We start from the raw sequence: 13,814 nt of genomic DNA on the forward strand, positions 1-13,814 counted from the left end.
AGTCCAAATTTATAAGCATGTTTATTATAGCATAATCGCACTGTTCCTACAAATGACTTCTATTACATATCAAAAATTGAAAGTTGCGCTTTGTCAGGCATATTCGGTAAAGAACCGAGATCATCTAAATATTCGATAACTTTTTGTGAAACTCCAGCCTTTTTATTTAAATCTTCTTTTGATAAGAACGGTCCTTCTTCACGCGCCTCGACAATCCGTTTTGCAACGTTTTCACCTAGACCAGGGACTGCCACGAATGGAGGTATTAAAGTATCTCCTTCGATAATAAATTCGTATGCTTTACTTTTTTCAAGTGATACTGGTTGCATTCGAAAACCACGTTGTGCCATTTCATTCGCAATTTCAAGAACGGTCAAAACATCTTTTTCTTTTTTACCAAGGTCCATATATTTCGCATACATGTCTTTAACAGTGTTACGTATACTATCTTTATCTTTAACCATTGTTAGTAAATCAAAATCAGACGCACGAATCGTAAAATAACTTGCATAATAATATAGCGGATAATGGACTTTGAAATAAGCAATACGTACCGCCATTAATACATAGGCTGCGGCGTGGGCTTTCGGGAACATGTATTTGATTTTTTTACATGAGTCCAAATACCAGTCAGGTACGCCGTTATCGGTCATGACTTGTTCCCATTCTTCGCTTAATCCTTTCCCTTTACGGACAGATTCCATAATTTTAAAAGCAAGTGAAGGTTCTAAGCCAGCATACATGAGATAAACCATAATATCGTCACGACATCCGATACAACTTGAAAGCGTACATGTCCCACTTCGGACTAATTCTTGCGCATTGCCTAACCACACATCCGTTCCATGGGATAAACCTGAAATTTGAACAAGTTCTGAGAATGTGGTTGGCTTCGTGTCTTCTAACATTTGACGTACGAATCCAGTCCCAAATTCTGGCACGCCATAAGTTCCTGTTTTAGCTAGAATTTGTTCTTCTGTAACACCTAATGTTTCAGGGGAACTGAAGATGCCCATCGTTTCTTTATCATCTACAGGAATGGTTTTAGGATCGATACCAGACAGATCTTGTAACATACGAATCATCGTTGGATCATCGTGTCCAAGAATATCAAGTTTCAAAACATTATCGTGTATGGAATGGAAATCAAAATGCGTCGTCATCCACGAAGCACTCTGGTCATCAGCAGGATATTGTATCGGTGTAAAATCATAAATATCCATATAATCCGGTACAACGATAATCCCACCTGGATGTTGGCCTGTCGTCCGTTTGACACCTGTACAGCCTTTGACTAAACGGTCTACTTCAGCACCCCGTTTATGAATGCCTTGATCATTTAAATAGCCTTTCACAAATCCGAATGCTGTCTTTTCAGCGACGGTACCAATAGTTCCGGCACGGAATACTTTATCTTCTCCAAATAGAACTTTGGTATAGTTATGCGCGTGTGGTTGATATTCCCCACTAAAGTTCAAGTCAATATCTGGTACTTTGTCTCCTTTAAATCCAAGGAAGGTTTCAAATGGGATGTCTTGTCCTTCTTTAATCATCTCTGTACCGCATTCACACGTTTTATCTGGTAAATCAAAGCCTGAACCGACGGAACCGTCATCAAAAAACTCACTTTTTTTACATTTCGGACATATATAGTGCGGTGGTAAAGGGTTCACTTCAGTAATTTCAGTCATTGTTGCAACAAAACTTGATCCTACTGAACCCCGGGACCCTACAAGATAACCATCGTCTAGTGACTTTTTAACGAGCCGTTGAGAGATTAAATAAATAACCGCAAATCCATTACCAATAATACTTTCTAATTCTTTTTCGAGACGATCAATAACAATTTGGGGTAAATCTTCACCGTATAAAGCTTTAGCATTATTGTAACTGAGTTCACGTATTTCTTCATTAGCCCCGTCCATATTCGGCGTAAATAGTTTATCTTTAATAGGCACAACCTTTTCAATACGCTCAGCTAAAGCACGCGTGTTCTCTACGACAATTGTTTTTGCCCGGTCTTCCCCGAGGAAGTGAAACGCATCTAACATTTCATCCGTTGTTCTAAAATGCGCTTCAGGTAAAGTCGAACGATTTAATGGATTCCCTGGTTGTGAAGCGATTAAAATTTGACGTGCAATCCCATCGTGCTCATGTAAATAATGCACATTTCCAGTTGCAATAACTGGAATTTGATTCGTTTCTCCAACTTTTAAAATCCGCTCATATATTTCTTCTAACGTGTCGTGATCACGAATTAACTCACGATCGAGTAAATCTTGATAGAGTGCTGGAGGTTGGACCTCAATATAATCATAATATTTCGCGATACGTTCAACTTCCGATTGATCACGTTGCATCACAGCAGTAAATACTTCACCTTCATCACACGCTGTACCGACTAACAAACCTTCACGATGCTCATCTAGTAATGACCGTGGTATACGCGGCGTCCGGTAATAATATTTAACGAGCGACGCACTTACAATTTTAAATAAGTTTTTGAGTCCTGTTTGATTTTGCACAATTAAGGTAACGTGTTGTGGTCGTGCACGTTTATATGCATCTTCGTTCGATAAAAATTGATTGATATCTTTATGGAAATGGACATTTTTTTCTTTCAGTTGTCCGAGCATTTTGATGAAAATATATGCTGTCGCTTCTGTATCATATATCGCTCTATGGTGTTGCGTAAGTTCCACACCATATTTTTTAGCTAGAAAGTTCAACCCATGCTTACCGTAGCTCGTATTAATCGTTCTTGAAAGTTCTAGCGTATCAATGACTCCATTTTCCGAAGGGCCAAATCCTAAGCGTTCATATCCAGTATCGATAAAGCCCATATCAAAGGAAGCGTTATGGGCAACAAATATCGCATCGCCCACCCATTCTTTAAACTCAGTTAAAACTTCTTTTATTTCTGGTGCATCTTTTAACATATCGTCATTGATATGCGTTAAATTTTTAATTGTTTCTGTTAACTTTTCATGCGGATTACTAAAGCGCTCAAATTTATCAATAATTTCACCATTTTGAACTTTAACCGCAGCCAGTTCGATAATTTTATCATATTGGTTGGATAAACCCGTTGTTTCCACGTCAAAGACAACATACGTCGCATCTTTTAAAGCGACATCTTTCGGTTTATAAGCAATGGGCACCCCATCATCGACGAGCATACCTTCCATCCCATAAATCATTTTAATGCCATTTTTTTCTGCTGCAGCATGGGCATCTGGAAAGGCTTGTACTCCGTTATGATCTGTGACTGCAATAGCTTCATGCCCCCATTTTGCAGCTTGTGCAACATATTCCCCAATATGAGAGACTCCATCCATTTGACTCATTGAAGTATGCAAATGAAACTCTACACGTTTTTCTTCAGCTTTATCTTGTTTTGGACTCCGCTTAATTTCTTCAATGTCTGACATCATCATAACAAGATCACGAATGAACATATCCTCCTCGATTCGCCCTTGTGCACGTATCCATTTGCCTTCAGATAAAGCTTTAAAATGATCTAAATCATCTTTGTTTTTACGAGTGAACATCTTTAGTACAAGTGAATCTGTATAGTCTGTCACTTTTAACTCAACAATATGCCGTCCACTTTTCAATTCTTTAATATTGATATCAAAAATGACACCTTCGATCGCAACCTTGAATTCCTCTTCGATAATAGATTCAATTGGACGTACGTTTTCAACTTGAATTGGTTTACCAATTTTACATTTATCGACTGTCGTTCCTGATTCTTCTTGTTTTTGACGGGCTTCTTTTATTTTTTCGATTTTAGAAGTGGCTTCTCGAGCACTTTGTTCATCTTCTTGTTGAATATGTGCTTCTAAGGAGGCTAAGTCATCATCATGGCCTTGTTCATCCGTTTCAAAAATGACTTTGGAAATATCAAAGCCGCAATTTTTTAATGCCTTCAATAAACTGCCGTTGCACGCTTTATCAAAATGGTTACGTTCAACATCGTTTTGAACGAGCACTTTTACGACAGAGCCTGACATCATAATTTTCTTCTGTTTCAGTTGTCCTTTAACTTTTGGTGAAAGCTTTGTTTTATCGATACAGCTAGAAAAATATTTTAAAAGTCGTTCATCTTGGCCTGAGGTATCTTTAATTTGAAATTGGGCGTCCACTGTTGCGATATCCTTAAAAGCTTCAGCCATTGCATTCATAAAAATTAAATAGTCTTCATATTTCAAAAAATAAGGTAATACAATATGGAAGGTCCATGAACGTTTTTTTTCAGAAACATCGACCCGTGTTAATTCACCTTCTTCGACAATGGTTTCATCTAAATGTGTCGTTAAATTCAATTGTTGAAGTAGAATCTTAAATTTTTCATGATTCTGTAATGCCACGATATATAAACCACCTTATTTACGCTCAATGCAAGAACGTTTTCGTCTTTTAGAATAAATAAAAGTGAGACGATAAATCAGGGATTATCCTGATTTCGTCGTCTCACCTTGCTATTTACAATGTTCGTTCAAATGGGACGTCATAGCCTCCATTTGACATCATCCATTAACATTATATCAAATTTTATATCAAACTGTTATTGAATTTGTTCGTATAATTTTGAGATGTAACTCGCTAAATCATCTACGTGTACATCTTCTTTTTCACCATTATCACGACGTTTGACTTCGACGATACCGTCGCTCGCATTTTTACCCACGACAATGCGCAAAGGTAAGCCAATTAAATCCGCATCATTGAATTTGACACCTGCGCGTTCTTGACGGTCATCGTAAAGCACTTTGTAATCATCGTTAAATTGATTGTAAATTTGATCTGCCAGTTCACGTTGATCTTCTTTTTTAGGATTCACCGAGATGACATGAATATCATATGGTGTAACAGCCTTAGGCCAAATAATCCCATTTTCATCATGATGTTGTTCAATAATCGCACTCAATGTACGAGAGACACCAATACCATAACAACCCATCGTCAATGTTTGTTCGCGACCTTGATTGTTGAGTACCGTAGCGTTCATGGCTTCAGAATATTTATTTCCTAACACAAATACTTGGCCGACTTCAATACCTTCAGCAAATTTCGCAATGCCTGCGCCTCCACTTAAAGGCTCACCCTCTAAAATAAATCTAAAGTCCCCATAGGCTTCCACTTCAAAATCACGGCCAATATTAGCATTAATATAGTGATGGTCGTCTTCATTGGCCCCTACAACGAGATTAGATAAATCTTGGACATAGTGATCTGCATACACTTTAATCTCTTTATCAGTAATAGGACCTAATGAGCCTGGTGATGCACCGAGTAAATTGCGAATGTCATTATCGTTGGCTAATTCGACTTGGTCTGTCTTAAAGAAGTCTTTTAACTTCACATCATTAATTTCATGATGGCCACGAACAAGAATAAGTACAAATTCACCCTCAACTTTAAAAATCATGGATTTTGTAATTTGATCTAGAGGACGGTCTAAAAATGTCGCTAAGTCTTTAGCCGTTTTTATTTGAGGTGTTGCTATTTTTTCAAGTGGTTGCATGGGTGCTTTTTCCACATTTGATGGCGTGTAAGGGACTTCTGCTTTTTCAATATTTGCAGCGTAATCACTTTCATCACTGTATACAATTGTATCTTCACCGATGGCACTTAACGCATGGAATTCATGCGTATGATTCCCACCAATAGCTCCTGAATCTGCAACAACAGGACGTACATTTAAGCCGACACGTTTAAAAATACGTCCGTATGCATCGTACATATCTTGATACGTTTGCATTAGTGATTCTTCATCAGTATGAAATGAATAAGCATCTTTCATAATGAATTCACGTCCACGTAATAAACCAAAACGTGGGCGTTTCTCATCACGGAATTTTGTTTGAATTTGGAACAATGTTAAAGGCAATTGCTTATATGAACGTAATTCATCCCTCACTAGTGAAGTGATGACTTCTTCATGGGTGGGCCCTAGTGCGAATTCTCTTTCATTACGATCGTGTAAACGCATGAGTTCAGGACCATAAGCTTCCCAACGTCCTGACTCTTTCCAAAGTTCTGATTGCTGTAAAACTGGCATAACCACTTCAACTGCATCAATACGTTCCATTTCTTCTCTAATAATTTCAGAGATATTTTGTAACACACGTGTTGCAAGCGGTAAATAACTGTAAATACCTGCTGCGTTTTGTTTAATTAAGCCTGCTTTTAATAATAACTGATGACTGACTGCCTCAGCTTCAGCAGGAACTTCTCTTAAAGTGGGTATAAATACTTTTGATTGCTTCATCCTTTATTGCTCCTCCTTAATACATCGTTATAAGAAATAACGTTGAATGTCGTTCCATGTGACGAGAACCATAATAATGACAACGAAGATGGCCCCAACTGCGACAATTGCAGTTTCTGCTTTTTTGTTCGCTGGCTTTCTAAAAATGGCTTCGTATAAAACGAATAAAATACGTCCACCATCAAGGGCAGGGATTGGTAATAAGTTCATAATTCCAAGGTTGACACTGAGTACTGCTGTAAAGTTGATTAACGTAATTAATCCTGTTTTAACGACCGTATCTACATTTTTGTAAATACCCACCGGCCCATTCAACATATCAAAGCTAAAATGTCCGGTAAAAATACTGCCAATCATGGCGACAACAGCCGTGAAAATCAATTTTCCAAATTCTACTGTTTGAGTTAATCCAAAGATTAAGGGCTCAATTGGAGATATTTCTTTGGTAGGTACAAATCCTAACTGATATTCTGTCACTTTTTTCGTTTTAGTTAAATTTTGCGTGAGTTTTTTAGGCGAAAACGTTTCTGAATGCACTTTACCGTCACGTTCATATTTTAGTGTTGTCTTTTCGCCACTCGTCGCTTTCATTTCTTTTTTAATATCTCGTAGATTATCTGTGGAGTGCCCATTGATTTCAGTTATGACATCTCCCTTTTTAAGTCCTAACTGGGCAGCAGGCGTATTAGGTGCCACTTGGTCGACTTTGTTGGTCGGTGCCCCTTGCCAATAAGCGAGACCTACGAGTAAAACAGCCGCTAAAATAAAGTTGAATAGTGGTCCAGCAAATAATGTTAAAAATTTCTGATAAGGTTTTTTATAGGCAAATTGACGTTCTCTTGGTGCAATTTGGATTAAACTTCCATTTTGTACAAAAAATGCTTTTTTAGCGATAGGATAATGGTGGCGTACTTGATCATAAGCCATAATACCTTCCAAATACAGTTCCTTGTTAAAATCAACTTTTTTAACTTCCATCGCTTCCATACGTTGAAATTTATGTTGATCATCTAAAATAATATGCGTAATTTCATCTTGATCATTTAATTTCACTTTGACATGCATCCCTGGTTCAACTGGAGCTTCATCCATGCCATCGCCAGCCATTCGGACATAACCTCCGACTGGCAAAAGACGAATCGTATAGAGTGTTTCGTTTTTACGAAAACTTAAAATTTTTGGCCCCATCCCGATTGCAAATTCTGGGCACATGATCCCCGCACGTTTTGCAAACAACATATGACCATATTCATGCACTGATACAAGTAACCCAAAAACACAAATAAATGCAATAATGGTTATAAACACAGATGACTACACCTCGTATTCTTTAGATTTATAATGCGCATCTAGCGCTAAAATTTGCTCAAGTGACGGATTGTGAATCACTTCATGTTGATCCATCTCTTTTTTAATTAATCGTTCTATGTCTAAAAATCCAATTTCACGATTTAAAAATTTAGCAACAGCGACTTCATTCACAGCATTCAATACTACCGGCATCGTACCACCGATACGGATAGCGTCATACGCATATTGAAGACAACGATAACGATCAAAATCCATTGCTTTAAAATGTAACTGTGCAACTTCCGCTAAATTTAACGAAGGTGCCTCGTGTTTTAGTCGATGAGGATACGTAAATGCATATTGAATCGGCATGCGCATGTCCGGTGTACCCAACTGCGCCATTACGCTTGTATCAACAAATTCAACCATTGAATGAATAATACTTTCTTTATGTAAAATGGTCTCAATTTGCTCAATTTCTAAATCAAACAACCATTTTGCCTCAATGACTTCGAAACCTTTATTCATCATTGTTGCTGAATCAATGGTAATTTTATGGCCCATAGACCAGTTCGGATGATTGAGCGCATCTTCAACGGACACATTTTCTAACGCATCACGTGATAAATCTCGGAAAGAACCCCCACTTGCAGTTATTGTCACTTTTTTAATTTGCTTTTCATCTTCACCATTTAAACATTGGAAAATGGCCGCATGCTCTGAATCTACCGGCAAAATATTCACATTGTATTTGCGCGCATGAGTCATGACAAGCTCTCCAGCGACGACAAGTGTCTCTTTATTCGCAAGGGCAATGTCTTTGCCTTTCTCAATCGCACGCATCGTCGGTTCTAATCCCACACTACCTAATAATGAATTGAGTACAATATCATTTTTTTCATAAGTAGCAACTTCAATTAGCCCTTCCCTTCCGGAAACAACTTTAATATTATACTCGGAAAAATACGTCACATCTTCAGAATTTTGTACGGCAATGATGTCTGGTTGATGGGTCTTTAATACTTTTTTTGCGTACTCAATATTTTTACCTACTGTAAAGGCAACAAGTTTAAATTCATTAGGATGACGTTCGATGACATCAATCGCCTGTGTACCAATCGAGCCAGAAGCGCCTAATATTGCAATATTTTTCATCATTTTCACTTCACCTTACATTTGAATTAAGAAAAGATACATTAATGGTAACACGAACATAAAACTATCAAATCGGTCTAAAATCCCGCCGTGTCCTGGTAATAAGCGACCAGAATCTTTTACGCCAAAGTGACGTTTAAAACCTGATTCAACGAGGTCACCGAGCTGACCGAATGCACTTAAGACGACCGTCATTACAAGTACCCAAATCATACTATAGTCAAAAGGCACGAAAAACATAAATGCTAATGGCACTAGTAAGCTACACAATAATCCACCAATAAAACCTTCCACCGTTTTATTAGGGCTAATGACAGGCCATAATTTGTGTTTACCAAATGAACGTCCAAAAAGGTAAGCCCCTGTATCCGTTAACCAAACAATCAACAAACCAAATAAAATATAATGGAGTCCAGCTTCTCGTGTTTCATAAAAATACATAAAACCAATCCCTACATAGGCGACAGACATGAGGCAAAATGCGGAATCCATAAAACTAAATCTATTTTTAGACATCACTGTATAACTTAATAAAATAAAACTTAAAGCAATTAACGATTTTTGTTGTAATACGGGGACCCAAGTGATATCTTGTGGCAACAAAATCAGCACTAAAGCAAGAGCACTGATGAATCCCGGAATCGAAAGCAACTGTATACGGTTCATATTCAACAATTCTTTTAGTGCAATTAAAGCAAGAATGGATGTAAACAGCATCCACGTTGTTCCCCCAATAAGTAAAATAGGGAGAAATACGATTAACGCAACAATCGTTGTAATCGTTCTAACCTTCATAATCTTCTCCTATCTACAATCCCCCAAAACGTCTTTGTCGAGATTGATATGTTTTAATACATTCTATCAATTCTTGCGCATCAAAATCTGGCCACATTTTTGAATTAAAAATAAATTCACTGTATGATAATTGCCAAATTAAGAAATTACTAATACGTTGTTCACCTGATGTGCGAATAAGTAATTCAGGATCAGGGTAATGACTTGTCATTAAATATTTTTGAAATTGTGTTTCATCAATGGCTTCAATTGCAGCCTCGTCAGCAGTTCTCATCTCTTGAAATAATGCCTTCATTCCAGAAATAATTTCAGCGCGTCCACCATAATTGATGGCGAAGATCAGTGTTAATCCTGTGTTTTGTGCAGTTTTTTGTTTGGCCTCTTCAATCGCTTGAATTGTTTTTTGGGGCAACTGGTCGATAAAACCGATGGTCTCAACTTTTACATTTTTTTCAATAAGTTCCGGTAAAAATGTATTTAAAAAATTAACGGGTAACCCCATGATATAGTTAACTTCTTCTTCAGGACGTGACCAATTCTCTGTTGAAAATGCGTAAAGCGTTAAATATTTAACGTTTAAATCATTTGCTGCACGTGTGATCGTTTTAATAGTTTGCATTCCTTGATAATGTCCTTTAATTCTAGGCATTTTACGTTGTTTCGCCCAACGTCCATTACCATCCATAATAATGGCAATATGTTCTGGTATATTATGTAAATCTATAGTATCGATTTGAGATGATTGTTCTTCTTTGTTTTTAAATTTCTTAAACATGCGAGTTCCTCCGAGCCTAATTGCGTCTCATTTTATTATAGTCATTAAAAAGTACAATTATTTATCATTTTATCACACTCAAATCACTCATTAAATCACAAAGAAAAAAACTGTACCAAAGTCTGATTCGGTACAGTTTTGCAAATGAATTATACAGACATAATGTCCTTTTCTTTTTCAGTAACTAATTGATCAATTTGTTTAATTGATTCGTCTGTTACTTTTTGAACATCGTCAGAACCAGAACGTAATTCATCTTCAGTGATGTCTCCGTCTTTTTCTTGTTTTTTCAATGTATCATTTGCATCGCGACGAATATTACGTACAGAAACTTTCGCATTTTCACCTGTCTTTTTAACTTCTTTGACAATCTCTTTACGACGTTCCTCAGTAAGCGCCGGTACAGTAATACGAATTACTTCGCCATCACTTGTAGGTGTGACACCTAAGTTTGCTGCATAAATGGCTTTTTCAATATCACCTAATGATGTTTTATCATAAGGAGAAATGACCAATAAACGTGCTTCTGGCACACTAATACTTGCCAATTGTTGTACCGGTGTTGGTGCGCCATAATAATCAACGTTTACACCTGACAATAAATTGGAGTTTGCACGTCCAGCATTGATTTGAGCTAGTTCACGAGATAAATTCTCGATAGATTTTTGCATGCGTGATTTTGTATCTTGAATAATTCCACTCATAAGATAGTCACCTCTAAAATTATTTTGTAATAATTGTGCCGATTTCTTCTCCTAGAACAGCACGTTTAATGTTCCCTTCTTCCATAATTGAGAAGACATTTAACGGGATATTGTTATCCATACAGAATGAAGAGGCTGTAGAATCCATGACTTGTAAGCCTTCTTGTAACAACTGTAAGTAAGTTAAACGATCATATTTTTTAGCATTTGGATCAACTTTAGGGTCTGCAGAATAAACACCATCAACATTGTTTTTACCCATTAAAATGACATCTGCTTCGACTTCAGCTGCTCTTAATGCGGCAGTTGTATCTGTTGAGAAGTATGGATTTCCGATTCCTGCTGCAAAAATAACGACACGTTTCTTCTCTAAATGTCTAATGGCACGTCGACGGATGTAAGGTTCTGCGACTTGTTTCATTTCAATTGACGTTAATACTCGAGTATCACAATCAAGTTGTTCTAAGCTGTCTTGTAGCGCTAAAGCATTCATCACTGTTGCAAGCATACCCATATAATCCGCAGTACCACGATCCATTCCTAAATCGCTACCCGTTTTACCACGCCAAATATTGCCGCCACCTACAATTACAGCAACTTCTGTATCCATTTTTGCCACTTCAGCAACTTGCTGAGCAATGCTTTTAATAATCATTGGATTTATTCCAAAGCCTTTGTCCCCTGCTAATGCTTCACCACTTAGTTTCAAAACTACACGCTTATATTTTGAAGTTTCAGTCATTATAATAACCTCTCTATTCGTTTTATGTAAAACAATACAAGTAAAGAAGACACACGAGGCATCTTCCTTACACACGGCTTCAATAACCATGAATTGAAGTCATGTAAAGGAGGACACAAATGGTGTCTTCTTTCTCATACTAAACCGTGTCTATTATTTCATTTGTCCTTTAACTTCGTCAGCAAAGTTTTCTTCACGTTTTTCTAAACCTTCACCTACTTCATAACGTACGAAGTCCACTAATTGACCACCTTTTGATTTAAGGAATTCTTCAACAGTTTGATCTGGGTTTTTAACGAAGTCTTGGTTAACAGCACAAATTTCTTGTAAATATTTACGCAAACGACCTTCAACCATTTTTTCAACGATGTTTTCAGGTTTACCTTCATTTAATGCTTGTTGTTTTAATACTTCTCTTTCGTGATTGATTTCTTCTTCACTTACTTGGTCAGAAGAAACATATTTAGGGTTAATCGCTGCAATGTGCATTGCTACGTCTTTAGCTGCTTCTTCGTCAGTTGTACCTTCAACAACTGAAAGCACACCAATACGTCCACCCATGTGTAAGTAAGCACCAAATGCATCGTTGTCAGTTTTAGTGCGAAGTGCGAAACGACGTAAGCTTAATTTTTCACCAATTGTTGAAATCGCTTCGTTCATATGTTCAGAAACTTTTTTACCATTTGGTAATGTTGATTCATTTAACGCTTCAACAGATTCAGCTTTCGTTTCAAGGATTTGGTTAGCAATTTCTTTAACTAACTGTTGGAAACCTTCGTTACGTGCAACGAAGTCTGTTTCAGAGTTGATTTCAACGATAACCGCTTCGTTACCTTTAACTTCAACATGTGTAATACCTTCTGCTGCAATACGGTCTGCTTTTTTCGCTGCTTTAGCAATACCTTTTTCACGTAAGTAGTCAATTGCTTTATCGATGTCACCATCTGTTTCTTGTAGCGCTTTTTTACAATCCATCATACCCGCGCCAGTTTTTTCACGTAATTCTTTAACAAGTTTAGCTGAAATTGCCATCACTATTCCTCCAATATTATTTCATTATTGTATTTTAAAAAAAGGGGCTGGGACATCTTGTTTGTCCTAGTCCCTTAAAATGCTTTCATTCTTAAAATTCAAAATGGTACGTGTTAAATGATATTTAAATCACTATATTCATCACCACTATGACAGGACAGACGAAGAAAATCAAATTATTGAAAATGTTCAGCTGTCCCTCATTTTAAGATTCTATTTATTTAGACTCAACAGTTTCTTCTGTTTCTTCAGTTGAAGATTTTTCAGTTGCTTCTTCTTCGTTTAAATCGATGTTTTGCTCTGCAGCAACTTCATCGTTTGATACACCTTGTTGACCTTCTAAAATAGCATCTGCCATTTTACCAGTTAATAATTTAACGGCACGAATCGCATCGTCGTTTGCTGGAATAACGTAGTCGATTTCGTCTGGATCACAGTTTGTATCAACAATACCCACGATTGGAATGTTTAATTTACGTGCTTCAGCAATCGCGTTACGCTCTTTACGAGGGTCAACAACGAATAATGCTTGAGGCATTGATTTCATATCACGAATACCGCCTAAGAATTTAATTAAACGGTCATATTCTTTTTTAAGTTCTACAACTTCTTTTTTAGGAAGTACGTCGAATGTACCGTCTTCTTCCATTTTTTCAATTTCAGAAATACGTTTTACACGTTTAGAAATCGTTTTGTAGTTTGTTAAAATTCCACCTAACCATCTTTGGTTAACGTAGAAATGTCCTGCACGTTCAGCTTCAGCTTTCACTGACTCTTGTGCTTGTTTTTTTGTACCTACGAATAAGACTTTACCGCCTTCTTCAGATACTTGTTTAATGAAGTTATAAGCTTCTTCTACCTTTTTCACTGTTTTTTGTAAGTCGATGATATAAATACCATTTCTCTCAGTGAAGATGTACTTTTTCATTTTTGGGTTCCAACGGCGTGTTTGATGACCGAAGTGAACACCAGCTTCAAGTAATTGTTTCATTGAAATTACTGCCATGATTAAAATTCCTCCTATTGGTTAATATCCTCCACATG

Annotated in this window: 10 protein-coding genes; all 10 read right to left on the reverse strand. The window is 37.0% G+C overall.

Annotated elements, in window-relative coordinates; genetic code table 11:
* Positions 1-62: 62 nt before the first annotated feature.
* On the reverse strand, positions 63-4,373 hold the full coding sequence (locus PYW36_RS07255) for a PolC-type DNA polymerase III (RefSeq protein WP_103159288.1): 4,311 nt from the start codon (positions 4,371-4,373) through the stop codon (positions 63-65).
* Positions 4,374-4,570: 197 nt separating this feature from the next.
* On the reverse strand, positions 4,571-6,277 hold the full coding sequence (locus tag PYW36_RS07260) for a proline--tRNA ligase (RefSeq protein ID WP_103159287.1): 1,707 nt from the start codon (positions 6,275-6,277) through the stop codon (positions 4,571-4,573).
* A gap of 27 nt (positions 6,278-6,304) precedes the next feature.
* On the reverse strand, positions 6,305-7,585 hold the full coding sequence (gene rseP, locus PYW36_RS07265) for an RIP metalloprotease RseP (protein WP_037573354.1): 1,281 nt from the start codon (positions 7,583-7,585) through the stop codon (positions 6,305-6,307).
* A gap of 6 nt (positions 7,586-7,591) precedes the next feature.
* Positions 7,592-8,722, reverse strand: coding sequence for a 1-deoxy-D-xylulose-5-phosphate reductoisomerase (locus PYW36_RS07270; protein ID WP_103159295.1), 1,131 nt, complete (start codon positions 8,720-8,722; stop codon positions 7,592-7,594).
* 15 nt (positions 8,723-8,737) lie between these two features.
* Positions 8,738-9,517, reverse strand: coding sequence for a phosphatidate cytidylyltransferase (locus PYW36_RS07275; protein ID WP_037573352.1), 780 nt, complete (start codon positions 9,515-9,517; stop codon positions 8,738-8,740).
* Between the two features lie 13 nt (positions 9,518-9,530).
* Complete coding sequence (locus PYW36_RS07280) at positions 9,531-10,292, reverse strand: undecaprenyl pyrophosphate synthase (protein ID WP_037573351.1); 762 nt, start codon at positions 10,290-10,292, stop codon at positions 9,531-9,533.
* A gap of 149 nt (positions 10,293-10,441) precedes the next feature.
* Complete coding sequence (frr, locus tag PYW36_RS07285; RefSeq protein ID WP_037573344.1) at positions 10,442-10,996, reverse strand: ribosome recycling factor; 555 nt, start codon at positions 10,994-10,996, stop codon at positions 10,442-10,444.
* A 19-nt stretch (positions 10,997-11,015) separates the two neighbouring features.
* A complete protein-coding gene (gene pyrH, locus PYW36_RS07290) occupies positions 11,016-11,738 on the reverse strand; it encodes a UMP kinase (RefSeq protein ID WP_037573342.1) in 723 nt (240 codons plus the stop codon).
* Between the two features lie 153 nt (positions 11,739-11,891).
* Positions 11,892-12,773: a translation elongation factor Ts gene (gene tsf / locus PYW36_RS07295; RefSeq protein WP_172458446.1), complete on the reverse strand. Its 882-nt coding sequence runs from the start codon at positions 12,771-12,773 to the stop codon at positions 11,892-11,894.
* Positions 12,774-12,987: 214 nt separating this feature from the next.
* On the reverse strand, positions 12,988-13,776 hold the full coding sequence (rpsB, locus tag PYW36_RS07300) for a 30S ribosomal protein S2 (protein ID WP_037573336.1): 789 nt from the start codon (positions 13,774-13,776) through the stop codon (positions 12,988-12,990).
* Positions 13,777-13,814: the final 38 nt, after the last annotated feature.

This window comes from Staphylococcus chromogenes (genome assembly GCF_029024625.1).
In the GTDB taxonomy this organism is placed as follows: Bacteria; Bacillota; Bacilli; order Staphylococcales; family Staphylococcaceae; genus Staphylococcus; species Staphylococcus chromogenes.